This is a genomic window from Legionella nigrisilvae (assembly GCF_977063395.2).
The window spans coordinates 1-21,803 of the sequence record NZ_CDRUGZ020000022.1 but is presented as its reverse complement, the minus strand read 5'-3'; the positions used below and the strand labels follow the sequence as shown (position 1 = coordinate 21,803).

Below are 21,803 nucleotides of genomic sequence, written 5' to 3'. Positions count from 1 at the left end.
CACCCATACTTCAAGACTGCAGTGATAACAAAAAACGAGCAACAATTAAATCTAAAATTGTTTTCATGATTGATTCTTTTCTAAAATAAAAACCAACCTATACACGACCAAGCAAATATAATATTAAAAAAATTATTAAAATAGTCCCTATAATACCTGAGGGTGCATAGCCCCACTCTCTACTATGCCCCCATGTTGGCAAGGCACCAATTAAAATGAGTATTAAAACCACAAGTAATATTGTACTAAGCATTTTGTTTCTCCTTGAAATTTACATGCTTATATCAACTGTAGCATATAAAGGCAGTAAACGCTGCGGAAGGGGGGGATTTTGCTGTATCAGTTAATCTTCAGCCTCAACTTTATTAGAAGCTACTTCAGGTAATATTTCCCTCACTTCTGCAATGTTTGATCGATCTTAGGAAAATACTATCGGTTTTACCTAATGAGGCTAATCTCCACGCAAAGATATGAAGAATCAAATAGTAGTCTAGAATTAATTAAAGCTTGTTTAAGTTAATAACATCAATGCATCGTTAATACTAGGAGTAATAAAATGAAGAAAATGGAATGTTCTAAGATCACCTGTCTCTGGACGCTTCGTTTTGAAGTATTAGGCGTTATTCTATTAGCTATCGCAACTGGTTTAACCATATCTACTCACAGTAGTCTTGGCATAGTCGCATTATTTGCTGCAGGAGTTGTTTTATGTCTGTTTAATAAGCTGTGCTGTTATGTTTGCCCATCAAAACACGTATCTTGTCCAGTTTGTGACATACCTCATTCTTATCACTCAGAAGAATTTGAACAAACACCGGAGGAAGAGAGTGAAGCAAAACAAGCCATGGATAATGAGGGGGGAAATCAAGCTAATAGGGCAAAATAATCTATTCATAGAAAAAAAGGGCTTCGAATTGCAGCGAAATATCTAATTTTTCTAGAGCATAGTGAGAGCGGATCACCTATATCTAGAACACTCTATAGGAAGTATCACCTTTCATTTTGATAAACATGGGTAAATAAATAACACCAACCGACCTAAATGCGAGCAATAATCAGCTATAATTTACTAAGGTGGTTGTAGTTTAATGATTAAATTGAAAATACAGTTTCTGGTTAACAAACAAGGAGTATAAAATGCCTATTGGAATTTTGTTTTGGGTTCTGATGCTCATTTGGTTACTTTTCGGATTATATTGGCATCGAAATGAGTTTTCTGGTGGCAACTATGGTATCGTCGGTGGCAATATAATGTTATTCATTTTATTAGCCATAATAGGTTGGAAAGTTTTTGGCCCCATCCTTCATTAATCTTGCTCCAAGAGTTCAGTGTTGAGATACGACTATAAAATATGCCCCTATCAAAAAGGGTTTTGTAATCCTTAGTGGAGAGGCGTGCTTTTATCTTTCATATTTAAGATACTCCGCAGGTACTCGATAGATTTTTTCGTGACTCTAAAAATCAATGGTACTTCATACTACCTATTTTCGAGTTAGTGTAAATATCTCACTTAATCAGTATTACACTCTCAATAAATTCGCGATAGATTAATTAATCTGCTAGTCTAGAATTATGTGTTGTAACAATATGGAGATAATCATGACTCAGGACCACTCACACAATTGGATGGCAGGTGAACTGCAAAAACCATTTCAAGAAATGCTGGATCTTAATGTTAAAACATTACAAGGTATAAAATATTTAACGTTTGAAGATATGTCCTCTATGAAACAGCCTGGGGAATTACTAGATAAACAGGTTCAACTCATGATTGAAAATAGTCATTTGATTCTAGATTATGTAGGACAATCATTTCAACTTTTAGAGGATGCTCTTTTATCACATTCTAAACAAATTAAAGAAAATACAATTCAATCAATTAAAAGCTCAAGAATTGAGCCGTCAAAAAATCGAAAGTTTAGCTCTGAAATGAAGAAAACGGTGAAACCTTCGGCGCAGAAGAAAACTGCAAATAAAAATAAAATTACTGCTACTAAGAATACTTTGATGAAATCAAAAAATAAAACTGCATCCACCCGTGCACCAGTACCGAATAGAGTGAAGTCGGAACAAAAAGCAACGAAGATTACACCTAAACAGGATGGATCTGCTCCTATGACAGCTTTACCTGAGAACAAGAAAAATATACCCGCGCGCAAAACAATGCTGTCAGAGAGTAAGAAGGATATCTCAATACAAAAACCCATCATTTCGAACGAGAGCCCAAAAGATTTGCCGGTGCTCACTAAGGCTGTTTCTGATAAAAAGGAAGGTAAGCTTAAAAAAAGGATGACTAAATTAGAGCGTAAGATGGGAATGCCAGAACCAAAAACTGGTTTATTAAACCAGATGAGTATACCGGATGACTCAACGATTAATCTACCGGATATACAGCTCAGTACATTTGAGCATCACCCAATCCACTCTGAGCATCCATTAGCTGAACAGGAAGGTAAGGGAAAAAATCCTTTTAAAAAGTAAATGAATAAGACTTCTCACTGGCCTGTGGAAAATAAATGTTAGGGAAGCAGATGTTCATTTGCCTCGGAGAAACCCAACTTTCTACTTCGAGGGTTTCTCCGACGAACTCGCCAATCGATGACGAAACTAAGAAACTGGGTTATGTAGCTATATTATAGTTAAGCCAAAAATGCAGGCTACTCCCCAAAACAACGAAAACATGAAAGACTTCATGATATCCAAAAATTCTAGGAAAGGGATCCGGCCACTTAAAAGCATAGATCAAAGCACCTAGAGTATAGGTAACCCCTCCTATTACTAACAACTGGATATTGGTTGGGTCTAGCGAAGATTTAATTTCGGGAAAATAGAGAACTCCAATCCAACCCATAATAATATAAAGGAACGCTCTAAACCATTTCGGTACGTGAGGCCATAGGGTCGTTATTAACATTCCAAATAGTGCAACCAGCCAAAGTATGGAGAGAAGATGCAATCCTGATGCTTTATTTAACTTAAGTAGACAAATGGGAGTTGCTGTTCCTGCGATTAAAACAAAAATAGCAGCATGATCAATCCGTCTTAGTAATAAATATTTTTGCCGACTCCACAGGCGGGTATGATAAAGTGCGCTCACACCATACTGCCCAATAAGGCTTCCACTATAAATTATACTGGCATAAATGGCGTAGACCCCATTACTGTAAAGGATTAGTATAGTGCATGCATAAAGGGTGATAAAAAATGCTGCTAGATGTATATACCCACGTGCCAGAGGTCTCATACTTAATGGTCTTCAACTTATTTAAATTCTTAAGCAAGGGATTGCCGAATAGAGATTACCCAAACTTTTTCATTTTCATTTGGAATATAGATTATGCCTGCTTTGCTACATAAATGTCTAGGTGGCTAAGATGCTGATACTTCTGCTGTGGATATTTTTCCAATCATAGCCACATTAATTTCTTTTTAATAATTTCTACTAATACTAGATAGAGTAGTGTTGCGCCTGTAAGAAAAAGAAAATTGAAAGAAGGGAAATAATCTACGCCAACACTGAAAATTATTATCGTATTGATAATGCCAGCATTGATCATATTTCCAGTAAAAGCTGATAATAAAGCTGCTACAACCAAAAAATAACTAGAGGGTTAGTCGAATTAGAAATCGATTCAATGATAACTGAGCGGAAAAGTTTGCGACCTAGAACATTTTTACCCTATAAAATTTGTCTTTTCTGGGCATCTACATTGGTGAGACCTTGTGCTGAGTTATCTTATTTAGAACTTGGTCATTATCGAGAGCCACCAAAAGCAACTTGCTTCTGTCCAAAAATGCCCTTTAGTTATTCTTGCCAATAGAAAATTCGTGTTAGAGATTTTTCCTTTCATGACTATTCATTTTAGATGACAAGTTTATTAAGTTTACGGTATAAAATCTCTATTATAAAACATACATCATTAGGGTATCAGATGGACAATATGGCTAAAAAAGCAACTCTTTATCGAATGGTAATGCCTAAACACACATGCCCTTACGGTTTGAAATCGAAGTTCCTACTAAATTCGCAAGGATATAGCGTTGAAGACAATTGGCTGACTAGTCGTGAGCAAGTAGATGCATTTAAAGAAGAGCATCACGTGAAAACCACTCCCCAAACTTTTATCAATGGTAAACGAATTGGTGGATATGATGATTTACGTCGATATTTCGGCAAAAAAGTACAAGATCCTAAGGAGAAGACTTATCGCCCTGTAATGGTTCTTTTCACAGTAACCGCATTAATGTCACTTGCGACAAGTTATACTGTTTTTGGTACTATATTTACAATGCATTCTGTAAGTTGGTTTATTTCCTTCAGCATGACAATTCTTGCGCTTCTGAAGCTTCAAAATGTTGAAGGTTTCTCAACTATGTTTTTGAATTACGACATTTTGGCCAAGCGATGGGTACCTTATAGCTATATTTACCCTTTTGCAGAAGCATTGGCGGGAATATTAATGATTTCAGGTGCCTTATATTGGATTTCAATTCCAGTTGCTTTGTTTATTGGAACAATAGGAGCTATTTCCGTGTTTAAAGCAGTATATATTGAAAAACGGGAATTAAAATGTGCTTGCGTGGGTGGTGACAGTAATGTTCCTTTGGGATTTGTTTCACTAACAGAAAACTTAATGATGATAGGGATGGCTATAGCAATGGGAGGAAGTTTCATAATATAGGAGTAAATATTTTAGTGACATTTTAATACTCAATAGTAGGCCATCCTAGTTTTTTGTAATGTAAAACTGAAATTGAAAAATCAATCCTAAAACACTTTTTGAAATTGTCTCGGTTTTTCCATTGGCTGCACAGGACGTTCAGATGTAATTGCAATAGCCGTGTCTTTAATCACCGTAGGAAAAGACCTAATTTTATTTGACAGGCTAATTTTTTTTCTTTAATTTTTTTCCCCGCATCCTCTTGTGCTTGCTTTTAACTGCTGAGTTTGCAGATTGTTGCTTATGCTTAATTCTATTAACATCTGGTTGATCTTTGACTGTATTTCTATGCTTATGAAATATAAAGGCAATATTAAGAAAAATGATTCTGTTCGTTAAAACAATTGAACTAGACAAAAATTTAGACGATAGTTTCCCTAGCATTGAATAAATTCGAGAAAATCATTTTGTTCTAGAATAATGCGTCATAGATAGTAAATAATAGAAAGAAGAGACATATAACATGAGATACAGTATGGCTCTTCTATGCACACACTAAATTTTATATACGCGGACATAAAATTCTGGGAACACCGTATAAGTGAAGTAGTATAAGTAGGGAATATAGATATTGTGGATACGCATCCTAATAAAAAAATTTTGTGTATGCTATTTCATAAAACTCCGAGGATGATGAATTTATCGACTTTTTGGTCTTTAATGTTTGGCGTTTGTATTTATTTTTTGTCCTATCAGGCTTTTGGAGATAATGAACGCGATTTCAATAATAAATTAGAGCATTTAGTAAGTTGGTTATGGGGTACCCCCGTGCCCTCTCAGGTCAATTTTTTCCCTATAGGGACTCATTTTCTTCATACCAACAGAGTTAATAATAAGCAATGGCTTGTAGGAGGTGTCTATCGAGGTATCGCGGCGGGGACCTTTATAAATTCATTTAATCGGCGCGTTTTTTATCAGGGGTTTAACCGACAAATTTATAGAAATAATCTTTTTAATTTGAGCTACTTGTTCGGTGTTATGGAAGGATATGGTAATGAATTTAAAAATTACTTCGGCCCCATCTTAGGCCATGATCCAGGGCCATTAGTGGCGTTGAAACTCGACTTACGCTTGTCGGAACATTTATCGATTGACATTACAACTTATGGCGTAGGTATTCTCGGTGGGATTAGCTATATTTTTTGAATTATACAATGAATTTTTATATCATCTTAATTAAGAATTTCATGTATATATCAAAAAATCAATTTGCACCCAGGCTTTTTTTGAGCCACACTTTGGCATTTTGGAGATTATTGAATAACGAAATGAAGAAGTTAAGGGATTTAAAATATTTATTAGTAGTATTTTTTTATGTGTTGTTATTACTTGCTTTTTTAAGTATTGATTCAGAGAACCTAATTATAGGATATGATTTTATTTGTTTATTCAGCATTCTCTTTATAGTTGATTTTCTAACGGGTATCGTTCACTTTTTTTTGGATTATTATCCTTTAAAGACAAAGATTATTCCTATTTATAACTATCGTGGTGATAGAAACACAGAGAGATTTAATTACTTAAAAAAAGAAGCTTTTCGAAACTATAATATTATCGATAAGATTTCTTACAATTTTAAAATTCATCATAATAAGCCAATGCATTTGTCGAAGAAAATATATACCCACTTATGCTTTGAAACCATTGTTCCATCATTATTATTAGTGTGTATTGTATTTTTACTGAAACCAAACCAATCAGATCTCAAGTTAATACTATCTTCGGCTGCTTTATTTATTTGCAATATTCAATACATCCACACCTGTGTCCATGGTCGAGATACATTTGTATTTGTACGTTCTCTAATAACGTGGGCACAAAAATACCATATTATTTATCCCTTCAAAATACATGCGGAACATCATAAGTATATTAGTGCCAACTTTTGTTTGTTGACAGGTTGGGGAAATGTTGTACTTAACCCGATAATAAAGATTCTTTTACAAAAAACTAATATTCGTGAGCGTAGTGGGCTCTTTTTAAGTAAATATTAGTCCTGCGGCTAGTGCGTCACGTTTAAAGCATCACGGCTGTACACAGGAACCCAAAGGTTAATCACCCAAAATCTTGCACTCCCTTAGTCAAACCTGCGTCGGTGGAATTCGCGGGTATTGGTAATCGATTAAAGGTTGAAGAGGTAGAAGACACCTCTTAGCCTACTATTATTGAAACACGGGAAAAGCCTACACGAAAAGGCTCTTGTGGGAACAAATTTGGATGCTTGTTGATATTCCCAAATTAATTCTCACCAGGTTCCCCGATGATCCCCGAGATTCAAATCCAGCCTTGTCTTGAAAACAAGCTTTTTAATATCCTATTCTGCACGAGCTAGGCTCGTTCTCTGATATTTGATTCACTTGTGGGAGAGATGCATTATGTACGTTTTCTGACATTAATTGCTCTCGTTGTTCCTGAGTTATGCTACCTGCAAGGGTTGGATTTGTGAAAAATTGTTGCAGTAGATTTTTATCATTAACTCTCGAAAGTACGTCATACACATTCAAATTTGCAGCCTTTAGTTGTAACTTTGCACTGGCTAGAAAATGAGGATAAGAAAGCATAGTGACGACAAACTCCTCAGATGTTTTTGGGGTGCTTACGTATTTAAATTCACGATCTTTTACTGCATTATCTCGATGATTATTTTGAAATTCTTCATATGATTGAACACCTGATTGTCGTTGAATTGCTTCTTTGAAGAGGGGACTTTTAAGCATATGATGAATTATTTTGGGATCATTTACGCTTTTGCAGATTTTCAGCAATTGTCCGGATTGCAGGTTTTGATTATTCATTTTTGCGGGATCCACTAACAGTTCTGCTACGATAACATTTGCAGTAGTGGGATGAATCGTGTTTTGAGGCATATGTAGTAAGCTATGATGTTGTTTCCTAATCTGAGCCTCATTTCGTTCACCACATATGCTGCTCATATATGCAACTAATTGCTCTTTTTGCTGAGAAAAAGATATATTAGGCGAAATAGCACAACACATTTCAGCAGTAATAGCCCCACATGAACCGTTCATCCCTTTAGCTGCTTGTGTGATATTTGCTTGAGGATAAGTAGCTGGTTTAATGACATGGACTGTAGGTTCGCCACCCATATTGAAAAATGATTGCTTAATTCCCCTAACGGCAGCGTTCTCCCAAGCGTCATAACCGTCTAAGGAGTTAATAACCATGATTTCATTTTTGCTAGGATCGTCAAAACTATCAATTCTGAGAGCAACCGTACCTACATGGCCGGCAGTACTACTGTCCATTCCAAAATGATATACAATCGTTACAGGCAATGAATGTGGAGGATTACTGTATTTAAGATTTTGCATTGCCATTTTTGAATGTTCTTGGAGAATGTTTTTAAGACCTTCTGGATTATCTCTGGTTGGATCATAATCACTTGTTCCATTGCTATCTCTAATGATAGGAGGCATAACGCGACAATGAAACTTATTGACCTCTTTAGGAATACTTACATCTAAAACAACAGGTCTTTGATTATTATCAAAGAAAAAAAGTGTTGGTATTTCTTTTTGTTTTTGATCTTCAAGTCCATCCTTTTTACTAATAACCTCCATAACTTCATCGGGATGATAAGCTCTCACGTGTGAATTATTTGGAGACCAAAAATCAGTTTGATGCGTCTGGGGTTGAATAAACTCTTGAACGCGAATAGCAGGTTTCGAATACATTTAACACTCCTGAGGAAAAGCATGTAATCAGTATATAAATTTAAGATTAAATACCTCTTACCAGACCTACGTAAAATGCGCAGATTAAAAAAGAACAGTATCTTTGAATCCTAATCAATTCTTCTGATTCTAGGAAAAGTAACCGTCCTGGACACTTCTAAGATATTGAGAAAAAAGAATAATTTTATATTATTATAAAGAAAACTATTTGCATAAAGCACACACAGTCGATAGCTCTGAATCTTGTTAGAGAGAGGAGAATTGTATTCAATGACAAAAAATATTGGTGAGTCTGTTCGTGCACGTCTAAAAAACATAGCAGTCAGAGAAGGTTCTGATTTTAATGCGGTATTGATTCGTTACAGTCTAGAGCGTAATCAGCATACTCTAATCAGTTTTTGTCGAAAGGTACTTTGAATTCAAACTTCAAGACAAAAAAAATAATTACAGATAAGTTGAGATCAGATTAAATCTGGGTAGAGATAATCAATGAGATGACACCATTGGATGAATAATATTTCAGTTAGGCCCAAAAGTACTTGCTGGTGGTTCAACAGAATTTGTTAAACCTTTTTCAATATGATCTAACACAAATTTTGCTTCAGCCACTAGTTCAATCGATGAACTCTTGCCATACTTTGTAGTAAATGCTGGGAGGGAGTGATTCCGTGAAATGAAATACTTAATCTCATCTGGGATTGACGGAAATTTACCCGGCAATGATGAATTGCTCATTGGATCAATGTACTCAACCAACTGGATTTCACTATTCTTGATATTAACTCTTAATAAAGCCAAATGCTTTTTTCCATTCTCATTGAGATCCATTGGTATAAAATAAGTACCGTTCTCTTTTTCCAATATCTTGCCAACTGAACTCAATAAATCTTTGTAATCTTCTTCTTCTCCAAAAAGAGAATCGCTTAAATTGACACTTACTAAAGGTTCAACATTTTTAGAGTTTAAAGTTCGGATATTATTCATAAGGTCTTCAAATGAACTTTTAGGGTTAGGTTTATGCTCACCAAATACTGAATATGAAGGGACAAAATGATTTTCTGCATTACTTTTTTGTAAATATTCCTTTTTTATTTCTTCAGGAATATAAACACCCCGAATTTCACTCAATAATTCGAAATATTTTTGATTAATTTTAGCCAGTGTTTCTTGCGACTCTCCATCGAAACTTACTTTTATATCACGTAATTCTTCTTGCATTTTAGTCAAGGTCTGAGCTAACTCTTTTGATAATTCATTGATACAATATGAATATTTTCCAGCAACCACATTAAATTCTTTATATATATTCTCATATTGTCTTTCATCTATACCCATTTCTTTGAAAAAAGGGGAAAGGTCTACATTCATGAAATAGAGTAGGGTTAATAAATATAAAGGCCCTTTATACCATGGTATTAATCCGGTTGGTTCAACTTCATGTTTACTTATCTCTTTCATATCACTTGTTAAGAACAAGTTCCAAAATTGTTTTTTATCTACACCACCCAAATTAATATTCTGAACAACGTTATCCCATAGATATTTAATTACTGCTAATTGCTCCTTACTAACGGAGACCGTATCTGATTGAACTATACCTGACTTTCGGGTGCTAGCTACCCCTGTTTCTTTACCTTCTAAAGCAATTTTGGAAACAGCGTCAAACCAGTTATCGATTTTATGGCGTTCTTTTGGGGAAGTCGAAGGGGGAATAAAAAATTTTTTTCTAAACATATTACACCTTACCTCTAGTATTACTTTAGATCAGTATTAAAAACTGTATCCAAATAATATTTTTCAATTACTTTGGTCTTGCTCTTGGAATATTCTATACTTTTTAGTATAGTTACTGCTCAAAATAATTCCAGTTTGACAAAATAATGAATGAGGCTTCCTTATGATAATTGTTTCACCTTGTAAAGGGCCAGGTAATTGCGGTTTTCACATCATCCTCATCTCCCTCCTGTATTTAGTTATCAAATCTAAAACTGAACCTGAATTATTAAAAGAAATTAATAACTCAGAAGTATTAGGAGAAATTTTAAGTCAGCTTCAGGATAAAAGTCTTAAATCTCAAAAAAATGTAGATATTTTAAATGACCAAATTAATCAAATGATAAGCGGAAAAACATCCTGTTTTGATTTTTTTTCAACTATGACTGAAGCGATGAAAAAAAATTTCTTGAAAAGCGATTGGTTAAATAATCTTGTTAAAAATACCCTGTTAGCTGCTGATTGGTATTTTATTCCTAATAATCCATATCTTAATTCTGAAGCTTTACAGAATCTGGCTGATAAAATTAAAAAGTATTTGTTTCTGAGTAGAACTTCAATTTTTGAAATGAATGACGAGGATAGCTTTAAATTAGTTAAAAAATATCTCTCTTCTATAGACAAATCCTTTTTTGATGAGTTAGTAAAAAAAGTTACTTTTGAAATTTACGGTACTCGTTCAGCATGGTTAGATTATGATTTTTTAACTAAAGTTAATGAAGCACTTTTCCCAAATAGCAAAATTTTATTCTCAAAGAAATGGATTAATTTATATAACAATGCTTCAGATGATCATTGGAGTTTATCCATTGAAAAAGAAGATGAGACGTTAATGATTTTAAAACAAGCTATAGAAAATTTTATTGAAGTATCAACTTGTAACAAAACGATAGAATTCAGTCCTTTCCTCTAGACTACCGCCCGACTCGGGAATACTCTAAGGGATTGATAAAATACCGCCTGTAGCCATCAAATGAGCCATTTGTCATCGTGTTGGATTGTGACTTTGCAGCAAAAAAGCATTGAGTCATTAAGAAAAACAGGGTTGCTACATGACACCAGCAAAAGAATTACCCATTGTCATTAAAAAATCACAGGAAGAAGTTGAGCAGATCGTTGCATTGATGCACTCATCAAACCTACCTGAGGGAACAAAAACTCAGAAACTCAATAATAAATTAAATCTTTAAATTCCATTAAAAATAACAATAATTAACAAAATGCATCTTTTATTAAATATTCATATGTATAAATTTAGGCTATAACCTAATTAATTTTCTTGACCCAACATAAGTAGACCCACCTTGTGGAAAATGGAGGAGAAATTAGAAGCGACAAAGGTCGCTTTTAATTAATCGGTTAAAAATAATTTGTTAAAATGTTTATTAAGGTATCTGAATAAGGGTTAAGTACAAGTTGTTGCTTTTGTGCTTTAGAAAGTTTTTTTATATAACGTTCTATCCGCATTGCAATTGATTTATCACTTTTTATCTTCCAGCATTGAGCAATTGAGATAGGTTTAAAGCTCCGTGTATATTTACCACCTCTACCTGTGAGATGATCCTGAAAACGTTTTTCGAGGTTATCAGTGTATCCTGTGTAATAACTTTGGTTGCTACAGAGCAAAATATAAACCCAATAGATTTTCTCAGCCATATTTCAAAAATCCATTAAGAATCTTCTTCACTGGACTATAAGAAATTCCCATCATTAAAGCAATATTCATTTCGTGCTCAATTGAACGAATCTTATTTCGCAGTGTAATTCTGCCTTCCATTCAATCGAGGAAGTTTTGGTTTTAAGCGGTTTTGATTACACAAAGCTAATTTCAAATGTATCTTAGGGTATTTGAGAAAAATTTTTCCAGCACCTTCCAAGCAACGGCTGCATATCCTTCAATACGCATTCCTAGTTTCTAAAGCTGGAGTCCTGGCAATTCAAACTCAACTTTTCTCTCTGGTATGTAGCCCTCTGGGTATGTATAATGAGTCATTAATGCGGGTGCTCCACAGTTTCATTTACTACAATGACGCTCTTTGATTATCTTTATTATTTCATCATTCATATGAATGATAAGTGGTTTTTTTATAACTTTACAAAGTGCAAATCAAATTTGGAACCATGCTGCTCTTGAGCATCCTTGCGCCTAAAACTCGAGAAATTGTTCATTCTTATTCTCATCGTTAACTTGACGATGGCCTGAATAAGCTTGTCTGTTCGGAGTGATATTTGTTTAGCAGTTCTGCACCTACTTTTCCTCCTTGACTCTTGCTAATCTCGCGCATAAAACCATCCCATCCAGGGAGTTTATCTAGATTTCCGGATTCAATGACTTCTTTTGTTTTTTGCGAATGATCCTGGTTTATTTTGTCAAACTCTGACCTTTTGCCAATAAATAAATTTACTTCAATGCCTTTTTCTTTAGCTGCTTTAACGAATTCAAAAATTTCTTCTTCAGGAGTATCATCAGGAAAGAAGGCTAAAAGTTTAGGTTGGTAACCTTCACATGCATTTTTAGGATGAGCAATTGTTTCTAACACCACATCCCTTATACAGTCCAGTTCTTCTTTAGTCGCATTTTCTGGGCAAGTAGTAATCCATCCATGAGGAAAAAATTTATTCTCTATAGTAAATTTAGCGCCTGAGTTTTTTGATATAAATTCAATATGTAGCGGGTTAACCTGATTCTGTTCATACATTTTTTCAAATAGCATTTTACTAGGGCGCATTTCAAATAATAAATTCTGATGTATTCTCTTCGTGTTTTCGACCTCGAGCGCGGCTAGGAGTCCTTCATATCTTTCTTTTGCAGCTTTTTTTTCTTCTTCTACCTTTGAGTTCATAAATTTTCTCCAAGTTGGATAGTAAACTTTATTTAAGTATAATTCAGATTTCCTAGAGGAAAATATCAATTGGATTATCGGTCGCGCGGGCTGATTTATCTTTATGATTAGTTATGGGGCAGGTTAAGGGAGTTATTGGGTGATACTCCTTCGAAAATAGGCAACTATCAGGGGCTAGTCCAAAAACAAATCAAGAAAAAATTTTTACCTCTCCAGAATACCAGCCTGCAGTTTGAGAGGTAAAATGAAAACCTACAGGCTTGATTCAGCGTTTCTATCGAATAATCATGGGTTTTAGTGTTGTTCCTATGGCAGTATACAGAAAATCAATTCTAAATGGATGAATAGGATATCAAACTCAATCCAGATTTTCTGGGTAATGAGAGCATGAAATTAAAATTCCTCGACGAAAATCCGTATATAATTATATATGTAATTCAGAAAGGAGTTTGATCATGGCAGACCATTTAAATGAGGTATCTAACATTCAAGTAATCGTATTGATGGATAATGTCTCAGATATATTTACCAAAAGCCATGAAGAAATTCGGTGGAATGAATACCAATATCAATTCGAAGTAAGGAAACGCCGAAAATTTTCCAGTTCTGATCTTTGCCGTGCTTGTTCCGGTTTATCACTTTTAATCAAATTATCGGTCGATAATAAAAAATATACCTTACTTTTCGATGCGGGTCCTGATGGCAACTTATTTCTTGAAAACGTTGAACGATTGGGTGTTAACATTAAGGAAGTGGATGCTGTCTTTATTTCACATGGGCATTCCGATCATTATGGAGGGCTCATTAAGGCATTAGATGCCATTGGAAAAAAAGATATTCCTGTCTATGTTCATCCTGATTTATTTACTCCCAGAGCTTTTGATGTGAAAGATGACCGGGTTGTTGAAAGTTATTTAATTACTAAAAAGGACATTGAAAAATATGGGGGTAAAATTATTGAAAGTAGAGATCCCATGTATATTATGGATAACCTTGCTTTAATCAGTGGCGAGGTCCCTAGAAAAAATGATTATGAAAAAGGGGCGCCAGGTGAAATGAGAAAATTAAATGATCAATGGCAGCCCGAACCTCTTGTCATAGAAGAACGTGCAGTTATCTTTAATCTCAAAAATAAAGGACTATGTGTTTTTACGGGGTGTGGACACCCCGGAGTGGTAAATACCTGCCGGCATGCTATTAAACTCACCGCGTTAAATAAAATTTATCTCGTCATGGGTGGATTTCACTTAGCAGGACCAACTTTTGAACCAAGGATTGATCCAACGGTTGCTGATTTATCCAGCCTTAATCCGGATTATGTTATTACAGGACACTGTACGGGAAGCCAGGCGCAATCTGCGTTCACAGAAACTTTTAAAGATCGCCACATACCGTATAGTGTAGCAACGGTTTTTAACTTTTCTTGTTAGAAGATTTCCTTAACTGTCGCTATTGGGTGGAAATGTTTTCCAGTAACACCGAATTATTTAAGAGATTGGATCAACATACTCTTTAATAGAAATTTAAAGAACAATTATTAGTATGCCAACACAAGATGAAATAATACAAGATACGGAAGTTGTGTTTGAAGAGTGGAGAGAAGGCCTAAATACTTTCAAAGAAATAACTCCAAAAGATAATTGTTGCACTATTTTGGAAAATATTCTCTTTGAGTTGATTGTTATTCTATACACATAGAACAGTATGGATACAAAAATAGTTTTGGAAGAATTATGCTGACTCTGAAGATCATGATAAGTTTTTTGCATACAAACAAATGATTAAATGAACTCTAGTATCAATTTAATTTCTGTATCGAGGGAGCATTCAGTCGATAGGTATCAATACATAAAACCTCTGGAAACATCATAGAGCTGTTTGATCAAATGATAGTAAAACTCATTCAAAATTATGATGAAACAAGAGTGATTTTTCAATCACAAGGGGTAATTCTTTTGCTGGCGTCATGTAACAACCCTGTTTCTCTTAAGGGCGATGTATCGACAAAGGAATCATTAAGAGCAAGTTAAAAGATGAGCATATTATATAATTATTGCCCCTTTTTTAAAGACAAATCAGGTATGGCGATTAATCTTCTTCTCCTTAAGGAAAAAATGGAGAACTGAACGTTGAATTCACATTTATAAATACGAGATAACTATGAAAGAAAAAGTTGAAGAATTTTTTGAACCCAGCATTGAAGGTACGTTATTTGAAAAAATTTGTCACTTAGCAGAACTGAAGGATGAGGAAGGATTAAGGGAATTAAATTCTAGACAGGGCATAGAGTTCCCACACGGTAATTATTTACCGGTAGGTTATTTAGCGAAGCAGGGAAAACAAGACGCAGTGATGCTTTTAATTGAAAAATTTAATGCTAATAGACATCACGCAGTCCTGTGTGCTGCTTGGGGTGGGCAGGAAGAATTAGTAGATTTACTATTTAGCAAAGAAAATGATGAGGATAAAATATCTGTACTACTTTATAATATTACGAGAGGATTTGTTCGAAGTTATAATCGTGATATGTATACAATGATGCGTGAATATCTCCATCCTTCTAATAAAATTTCTGCATTAGTAAATAGGTTATCTGAAGATCTATTCGATCAAATTAGCTACGATGAACAATATTTAGAACAGACCGCCTTTTTGTTGGAATCTAATTATTTTGTTACAGAATACTTTTTAGGTAAGATTCAATTTTCGTTGGAAGGAATAGAGCCTAAGTATTTAGGATTAAAATATCAATGTATAGGAAACGAAGGATGGGGATATCTTCAAAACCTGCGTTCTTGCATAGTTGATTATCAACTTGAACCTTTACAAGCAGAAAAGCTATTAGCAGCGACACAAGGTCTCCAAATTTGGCTTTTACAGGCAGTGCGACAACTTTCTACTGGATTATACATTGATGAGAATGATAAGTTGCAAAACACTGATAATGAACGGCCCACACTACCTATTGAACTACTATTTCACATCACAAAAATTGCGTTTAATTTACCTGAAGTTTTTGATGCCCGTAAAATTATGATTGCTGAAAATAGTCGATTAGCTAACATGGTTATTAAAAAACAGGAAAACTCCATGAGTTATAGCCAATACTCTGTTATACCTCAGGTATTATCCTTTTTTGGGATGAATGGGCCTATAGAAAAGAAAAAAGAAATTGAAGCTTTAATAAGAAGAGAAGAAGACCGGAATCAAAAAAGGATATCATGTATTCCAAACCCCTAGTATAAAATTATAGGATTAGTAGTTACACCATCTACTTAACTTTGCAGGAAAGAGAGTATGGAGTTCAGTAACTTGCTATACTACGAATTTTGCATACTGCCTAAAACGACAGGGAAGTTATATTAAACTATGTTACAAATTTGCTACAGGCTTTTTAGTTGATGGTAAATTATATGTATTATTTTTATTCAGAATTTTTCAAATAATGTATCTTTCTTGTTGCGATTTACGCAAATATCCCAAAATTGAGGAGTTAATCTTCAGTCGTTAACCATTTTTACAGGAATAAATTTTGTCCAGAGCAAACCTGTCCGAGAATGCGCTCCTTGTCCGTAATCTGTGCCGTAGAGTGCGATCCTGGTATCACCACTTCGCCGAAGAGGCTTGGAATAAACTTATGTGCTACAACAGGCTCAGTATTACAAAAACTAATGCAAAGACAAAGGAATAAGAAATGCTAAACAAACCCACCCCACTACAACACAAATCGCATTCAATCTCGAGCCTAAAGCTTCATTATATATTTTATAGATTATGTTAATAACATGACTAATTCCAAGATATTGAATAAAAACACTCATAGAAATTAATCCTATAGAAGTGGAAGTAAAGTTAAGAGTGAATGTAATTAAAAACTGTAAGAAAAAAAACAATGCAAATAATATAATATAGGTAATATTTATACTCATTAAAAGACAGGTTAACATTTGAACCATTTTTCTTTTTATATGAAAAGTTATACAAATAATTATAGTGTATATAATAGTTATAAATGGAAGCAGAAATAAAGTTTCATTTGCAATTCTTCCAATAGGAGTTACTACTAATGCAAAAAATAAAACAGGAGCGTACAAATCGATGCAATAAATTACTAAGTAACTTAAAATAAAAGTAATAAAGGTAGAAATAAATAATAAAAATGGAGAATAGGGTGAGTTTTGGGGTTTTTCTTTATAAATAAAAATTTTTAAATAAAATCTTATTAATGCATTCATTTATGTCCTAGTAAAATTTATATTTCATTATTGAATTTGGGAAAGAGCAACCTAAAATGAATGTCACTAATAAAGATGACTCCCGAGTTAAATGTTACTTTACTTTTCTAAGGATGCTACGCTAGCTATAATGATTTTGACTTATGCTGTTGCGAGATAGTCTGTTCCAAAATGATCAAGATAATCTTTATAATTTCCCAGGTAATTTTGAGCCCCATATCGCTCGGTTAAGACAAGGACCCGGGTTGAGATGCTGTCAATAAAATGGCGATTGTGGCTTACGAATAACACAGCACCGGGAAAAGCTTGAATGGACTCTACTAATGCGTCAATTGATTCAAGATCGAGGTGATTGGTTGGCTCATCAAGAATAAGAACGTTGTTTTTTTCTAAAATCAATTTGGCCATAACTAATCTTGCCGATTCGCCACCACTTAGCAGCCCAATCTTCTTATCAACGTCTGAGCCGCGAAATAAAACCTGCCCTAATATTTTCCTGATCTCCTGAGATGTGGCGACAACCTGCTCTTCCATCCACTCCAACACAGTTTGAGTCGGCTCCAACTGCACTCTATAGTCCTGCGAAAAATACCCAACTTTAACGGTATCGCTCCATTCAAAACAACCTTGATCCGGTTGAAGTTCACGCAATAAAATTTTTAATAAGGTCGATTTACCGATGCCATTAGGGCCAATAATCGCGCATTTATCGCCGCGATTAACATGAAACGCGACCTCTTTTAATAAAATTCTTTCGTTAAATTGTTTATGAATATTATCAACTTTAATAACTGATTTACCAGACGGTTTTTGTTGTTGAAAATTAAAATACGGTTTAAAAATATTAGAATCTTTTATCTCAACCAATTCGATGCGATCAATCATTTTTTGACGTGACGCTGCTTGAGTAGCTTTACTTGCCTTTGCACCAAATCGATCGACGAAGGATTGCATTTCATCAATTTTCTTTTGTTGATTTTTTAATTCACTTTTTTTCAGGATAAGTCTTTCTTCTTTAGCGGCAACAAATTGATCATAATCACCATGGTAATTTTGAATGGTATCGTAATCAATATCTAAAATATTGGTTGACACGTTGTTGAGGAAACCACGGTCATGCGAAATGAAAATGAGCAACCCTGTAAAAGACGTTTTTAAGAATGACTCAAGCCATGCTATCGATAAAATATCCAAGTGGTTAGTCGGCTCGTCGAGCAGCATGATATCCGGATTTTGATACAAAACTTGCGCCAGCAAAACACGCAGCTTATAACCGCCAGATAAGGCGCTTAGTGGGCCATTATGGAATTTTTCTGCGATGCCTAAACCAAGTAATAAATTTTTGGCAGTGGATTCCGCCTCATAGCCTCCTTGTTGCATGATAAGCTCTTCAAGCTCACTTACGCGATAGCCGTCCTCTTCGCTAAAGTGCTCACTGGCATAGATTTTATTCTTTTCGGTGAGTGCATCCCATAAGATCGCATTTCCTTGAATCACCACATCAAGAAGCGAATCGTCTTCATATCGAAAGTGATCTTGCTTCAATATTCCCACATTCAGACTCTTCGCCTTTTCAACACTGCCACTGGTCGAGGATTCTTCACCCGCTAAAATTTTTAAAAACGTAGATTTTCCTGTCCCATTTGCTCCAACTATGCCATAACGCTTAGTCGACAATAAAATCAAATCAACATTTTGAAATAGGGATTTTTTTCCAAAATCCATCCCAAGGCTTCTTACTTCTAACATGTGAACAACCTTAATCTAGGCATTTACTTTACTACATGATTTCAACTTGTTTGGCATATTCGCCTCGCTTACCCTCGGCCAAGGTATAACGAACGCGTTGCCCTTCGATTAATTCTTTGTAACCATCGGTCTGAACTTCAGTAAAATGAACAAACACCTCTTTATCTTCTGCATCGGGTGTAATGAAACCATAACCCTTAATTTTATTAAAACGCTTTACTGTACCTGTTTGCATTATTTGATTCCTTGCTTCGAAATGTTATGGTAGAAGTCGAACACTTACTTTCCGACCTTTCCCATTTTTTAAATATCTATAAGCTTTTCCCTGGCTTTGCCCCCATTGCGATATAAGGTTTTGAAAGTCCTTCTAGGTTTCTGGAACATCATGCTATGAAAATTGTTCACTTATATACAGCAAAAGGGTAAGAAAATGAAGACTATCTTAACATTAACTGGGCTTACTTTAAACAATTAGTTAAATTTTTCAAATAAATTTGTAATTTAATTAATTGTTCAAAGAAAGGAGAAATTCCAGCTATAATAGTCTGGATAATATGAAGAGATTGTCAACAAGTCCTAATGCAAATAAGCTCATGATGTAGTTCTGGCACGCGAAAACGGCGCCAGATCATTGGACTAGTTCGGCGAAGAAAAGGTCTTCATTGTGTAAGTGAGGCAACTAAGTTTTCTTCAGATTTAACTCCATGGTCATCATAAGTCTTATGAACAAAATTTTTGAAAAAGACATCCGCTGAATTACCTGAATAATTAACTAAAATCTTTTTTGATAGGGTATGAGCACTATTATCAACAATATCAATAGGGGTATACATTTTTCTTTCTCTAGCTTTTTCTTTTTCCATCGCTTGTTGTGCCGCAAAAAACTGTTTCGTTATAGGGAATCCAATTTGAGTATCCATCTCGTTCTTTTTTTATTACGCGAAGCATTTTTAAAGCAGCATGCAGGGAACCATTAAAAGGAATCGCGTGATCATCTTTGGTTTCTTCTGTTCGTTGAGTTTTATGTGTACGAATCAACATATACTCTTTATATTCAGCTGGAATTTCTTTAAAAGCTTGATAGGCATTAACTTCCCAATCTGCCCAATGCAGAAGAGTAGGGGCGACTGCTTTAATTACGGGATTTACAACCGCTGCGAATAAGGATTTATTAGTTGCCTCAAGATGACTCAAAACTAGTTTTTCGGTTGAAGAAAAAGAGCGATCATTAAATAAATTAACTTTGTAATCCAATTGATGAAAATACCACGCAACAATGGTAGAGACTGCACCACCAATAGAAAGACCATTCAAAGTAATATTTTCTGGTGGCACTCCTTGATCTAATAGACGCTGTACTTGTGCAATACCATCAGTTATAAGATGGCGTATTGAACTCGCACGTCCATTGCTTAGACTAACACTACGATAATTGAAGCCAATAACATTTGTTTTTAATTCACGGGCATTATTCTGCATTTCTCCTATATTTTGCTCATAGGCTTTAAAATTACAATTAAAGTTAATAATATAGGTTCGATATTGAGAAGGAAGTTCTTCTTGAGATGAATGATTTATTTGGAGTGTATCTAATTGTACTCCATCATGTGTTTCTATAGTGTGTCGTTCATGATGTAACTCATTGTCATCTAAAACTTCAGGGTTCTCAATCTGAAACTCTGTAAAATCAATTGATTGAGCAACTAAGGCCGCTCTACCTATGAGTTCACCCATAAAAGTGTTTGAGTCACTACTTTGGACTAGTGGCAAAAGAGGATGATTTGCTAAATGTTCGGGTAAACTCTTTTGAGCTGGTGCTACACCCCGGAGTGGTAAATACCTGCCGGCATGCTATTAAACTCACCGCGTTAAATAAAATTTATCTCGTCATGGGTGGATTTCACTTAGCAGGACCAACCTTTGAACCAAGGATTGATCCAACTGTTGCTGATTTATCCAGCCTTAACCCGGATTATGTTATTACAGGACACTGTACGGGGAGCCAGGCGCAATCTGCGTTCACAGAAACTTTTAAAGATCGCCACATACCGTATAGTGTAGCAACGGTTTTTAACTTTTCTTGTTAGAAGATTTCCTTAACTGTCGCTACTTGGGTGGAAATGTTTTCCAGTAACACCGAATTATTTAAGAGATTGGATGATTCGGTGTATGATAAGAAATTCAAGGGAAGGATAGCTTCGTCGCTTACTTTGTTTGCTCCTCATCGCTTCGCGACGCACTGAAGCGCGTCCAAATGCTTCGTCGCGCTTCTTGGTCTTCTTAAATTAGTTTGGATTAAAGCATTGAACAGCTGTTATTTCCTGTTTAGTTGCACTGGATTCATCGCTTCTTTTAAAGAAACCGCAGTATTTGGTTTTACTGGGTAAGTCGTTGTCATCGTATGAAACCTTTTTTGGGGTATTTTGCAACCATGTTTTATCACACTGTATTCTAATCTCACACCCTGCTAGTCGAATTTTTTCCTCGTATTCTCCTGGCGATTGAATGGTGGAAAGATTTTCCCTAAAGTTACTTTTGGTTAATTCTTCGGAGGGAAATGCTTCCATTTCTTTTTCAGTATAAGGGGAAGATTCTTTCTTATCTTTATAAAATAGGAACTCCTCAATTGCATCACAAAAGGAATTAACACTAGTGAGACGGTAATCCGCCCACAAAATAGTTGATGCCAAAAGTAGAATTTTCTCGTAATGTATGTGCAAGGAGATTCTGCATGAAGAAATCAAAATTTAGTGACAGCCAAATCCTGTCGATATTGAAGCAAGCTC

General features: G+C 34.9%; 24 protein-coding genes. 12 read left to right on the top strand and 12 right to left on the bottom strand.

Translation table 11 applies throughout. The features are described from left to right. Window positions 1-97: 97 nt before the first annotated feature. Window positions 98-253, bottom strand: a complete 156-nt coding sequence (locus tag ACWTE2_RS13300) for a DUF3309 family protein (RefSeq protein ID WP_182393494.1) — start codon at window positions 251-253, stop codon at window positions 98-100. A 303-nt stretch (window positions 254-556) separates the two neighbouring features. Between ACWTE2_RS13300 and ACWTE2_RS13295 the strand changes: the two genes are divergently transcribed. The 3 genes from ACWTE2_RS13295 (at window position 557) to ACWTE2_RS13285 (ending at window position 2,482) form a co-directional block, all read left to right on the top strand. After that, window positions 557-886 carry a hypothetical protein gene (locus tag ACWTE2_RS13295; protein ID WP_182393495.1) on the top strand — a complete coding sequence of 110 codons (330 nt, stop codon included), beginning with the start codon at window positions 557-559 and terminating at the stop codon, window positions 884-886. Window positions 887-1,137: 251 nt separating this feature from the next. Then, window positions 1,138-1,311, top strand: coding sequence for a hypothetical protein (locus tag ACWTE2_RS13290; protein WP_454785723.1), 174 nt, complete (start codon window positions 1,138-1,140; stop codon window positions 1,309-1,311). A gap of 289 nt (window positions 1,312-1,600) precedes the next feature. Then, entirely contained in the window at window positions 1,601-2,482 is an 882-nt protein-coding gene (locus ACWTE2_RS13285; RefSeq protein ID WP_454785722.1) for a hypothetical protein, read from the top strand. Window positions 2,483-2,621: 139 nt separating this feature from the next. Here ACWTE2_RS13285 and trhA read toward each other — a convergent pair whose 3' ends face one another. Next, a complete protein-coding gene (trhA, locus tag ACWTE2_RS13280; protein WP_454785721.1) occupies window positions 2,622-3,245 on the bottom strand; it encodes a PAQR family membrane homeostasis protein TrhA in 624 nt (207 codons plus the stop codon). 697 nt (window positions 3,246-3,942) lie between these two features. Here trhA and ACWTE2_RS13275 point away from each other — a divergent pair. The 3 genes from ACWTE2_RS13275 to ACWTE2_RS13265 all read left to right on the top strand — a co-directional run bounded on the left by ACWTE2_RS13275 (window position 3,943) and on the right by ACWTE2_RS13265 (window position 6,716). Continuing rightward, complete coding sequence (locus ACWTE2_RS13275) at window positions 3,943-4,683, top strand: MauE/DoxX family redox-associated membrane protein (RefSeq protein WP_454785720.1); 741 nt, start codon at window positions 3,943-3,945, stop codon at window positions 4,681-4,683. 612 nt (window positions 4,684-5,295) lie between these two features. Continuing rightward, the gene (locus ACWTE2_RS13270) at window positions 5,296-5,868 is read left to right on the top strand and encodes a hypothetical protein (protein ID WP_454785719.1); all 573 of its coding nucleotides are present in this window, start codon (window positions 5,296-5,298) and stop codon (window positions 5,866-5,868) included. A gap of 122 nt (window positions 5,869-5,990) precedes the next feature. Beyond that, the gene (locus ACWTE2_RS13265; RefSeq protein WP_454785718.1) at window positions 5,991-6,716 is read left to right on the top strand and encodes a fatty acid desaturase CarF family protein; all 726 of its coding nucleotides are present in this window, start codon (window positions 5,991-5,993) and stop codon (window positions 6,714-6,716) included. A gap of 312 nt (window positions 6,717-7,028) precedes the next feature. Here ACWTE2_RS13265 and ACWTE2_RS13260 read toward each other — a convergent pair whose 3' ends face one another. Next, window positions 7,029-8,417, bottom strand: a complete 1,389-nt coding sequence (locus tag ACWTE2_RS13260) for a hypothetical protein (RefSeq protein ID WP_454785717.1) — start codon at window positions 8,415-8,417, stop codon at window positions 7,029-7,031. Window positions 8,418-8,687: 270 nt separating this feature from the next. Between ACWTE2_RS13260 and ACWTE2_RS13255 the strand changes: the two genes are divergently transcribed. Next, window positions 8,688-8,834 (top strand): hypothetical protein, encoded by a 147-nt coding sequence (locus ACWTE2_RS13255; protein ID WP_454785716.1) that lies wholly within the window; start codon window positions 8,688-8,690, stop codon window positions 8,832-8,834. 102 nt (window positions 8,835-8,936) lie between these two features. Here the strand turns inward: ACWTE2_RS13255 and ACWTE2_RS13250 are convergent, their stop codons facing one another. Further along, window positions 8,937-10,151, bottom strand: coding sequence for a hypothetical protein (locus ACWTE2_RS13250; protein WP_454785715.1), 1,215 nt, complete (start codon window positions 10,149-10,151; stop codon window positions 8,937-8,939). Between the two features lie 163 nt (window positions 10,152-10,314). Here ACWTE2_RS13250 and ACWTE2_RS13245 point away from each other — a divergent pair, with 163 nt between their 5' ends. Then, window positions 10,315-11,103 (top strand): hypothetical protein, encoded by a 789-nt coding sequence (locus ACWTE2_RS13245; protein WP_454785714.1) that lies wholly within the window; start codon window positions 10,315-10,317, stop codon window positions 11,101-11,103. A 139-nt stretch (window positions 11,104-11,242) separates the two neighbouring features. Continuing rightward, window positions 11,243-11,380, top strand: a complete 138-nt coding sequence (locus tag ACWTE2_RS13240; RefSeq protein ID WP_454785713.1) for a hypothetical protein — start codon at window positions 11,243-11,245, stop codon at window positions 11,378-11,380. Between the two features lie 169 nt (window positions 11,381-11,549). Here ACWTE2_RS13240 and ACWTE2_RS13235 read toward each other — a convergent pair whose 3' ends face one another. After that, a complete protein-coding gene (locus ACWTE2_RS13235; protein ID WP_454785712.1) occupies window positions 11,550-11,846 on the bottom strand; it encodes a GIY-YIG nuclease family protein in 297 nt (98 codons plus the stop codon). Between the two features lie 527 nt (window positions 11,847-12,373). Continuing rightward, window positions 12,374-13,033 (bottom strand): hypothetical protein, encoded by a 660-nt coding sequence (locus tag ACWTE2_RS13230; protein ID WP_454785711.1) that lies wholly within the window; start codon window positions 13,031-13,033, stop codon window positions 12,374-12,376. A gap of 455 nt (window positions 13,034-13,488) precedes the next feature. Between ACWTE2_RS13230 and ACWTE2_RS13225 the strand changes: the two genes are divergently transcribed. Continuing rightward, window positions 13,489-14,463 (top strand): MBL fold metallo-hydrolase, encoded by a 975-nt coding sequence (locus ACWTE2_RS13225; protein WP_454785710.1) that lies wholly within the window; start codon window positions 13,489-13,491, stop codon window positions 14,461-14,463. A 730-nt stretch (window positions 14,464-15,193) separates the two neighbouring features. Further along, complete coding sequence (locus tag ACWTE2_RS13220) at window positions 15,194-16,273, top strand: hypothetical protein (RefSeq protein ID WP_454785709.1); 1,080 nt, start codon at window positions 15,194-15,196, stop codon at window positions 16,271-16,273. Between the two features lie 428 nt (window positions 16,274-16,701). Here ACWTE2_RS13220 and ACWTE2_RS13215 read toward each other — a convergent pair whose 3' ends face one another. The 5 genes from ACWTE2_RS13215 to ACWTE2_RS13195 all read right to left on the bottom strand — a co-directional run bounded on the left by ACWTE2_RS13215 (window position 16,702) and on the right by ACWTE2_RS13195 (window position 20,751). Next, complete coding sequence (locus ACWTE2_RS13215) at window positions 16,702-17,268, bottom strand: hypothetical protein (protein ID WP_454785708.1); 567 nt, start codon at window positions 17,266-17,268, stop codon at window positions 16,702-16,704. A 141-nt stretch (window positions 17,269-17,409) separates the two neighbouring features. After that, window positions 17,410-18,993, bottom strand: a complete 1,584-nt coding sequence (locus ACWTE2_RS13210) for an ABC-F family ATP-binding cassette domain-containing protein (protein WP_454785707.1) — start codon at window positions 18,991-18,993, stop codon at window positions 17,410-17,412. Between the two features lie 55 nt (window positions 18,994-19,048). After that, the gene (locus ACWTE2_RS13205) at window positions 19,049-19,252 is read right to left on the bottom strand and encodes a cold-shock protein (RefSeq protein ID WP_454785706.1); all 204 of its coding nucleotides are present in this window, start codon (window positions 19,250-19,252) and stop codon (window positions 19,049-19,051) included. Window positions 19,253-19,676: 424 nt separating this feature from the next. Then, entirely contained in the window at window positions 19,677-19,880 is a 204-nt protein-coding gene (locus ACWTE2_RS13200; protein ID WP_454785705.1) for a hypothetical protein, read from the bottom strand. Beyond that, the gene (locus tag ACWTE2_RS13195) at window positions 19,861-20,751 is read right to left on the bottom strand and encodes a hypothetical protein (RefSeq protein ID WP_454785704.1); all 891 of its coding nucleotides are present in this window, start codon (window positions 20,749-20,751) and stop codon (window positions 19,861-19,863) included. The genes ACWTE2_RS13200 and ACWTE2_RS13195 overlap by 20 nt, the downstream gene beginning before the upstream one ends. 8 nt (window positions 20,752-20,759) lie before the next feature. Between ACWTE2_RS13195 and ACWTE2_RS13190 the strand changes: the two genes are divergently transcribed. After that, the gene (locus tag ACWTE2_RS13190; protein ID WP_454785703.1) at window positions 20,760-21,104 is read left to right on the top strand and encodes an MBL fold metallo-hydrolase; all 345 of its coding nucleotides are present in this window, start codon (window positions 20,760-20,762) and stop codon (window positions 21,102-21,104) included. Window positions 21,105-21,302: 198 nt separating this feature from the next. Here the strand turns inward: ACWTE2_RS13190 and ACWTE2_RS13185 are convergent, their stop codons facing one another. Then, a complete protein-coding gene (locus tag ACWTE2_RS13185; protein WP_454785702.1) occupies window positions 21,303-21,707 on the bottom strand; it encodes a hypothetical protein in 405 nt (134 codons plus the stop codon). Window positions 21,708-21,803 lie beyond the last annotated feature (96 nt).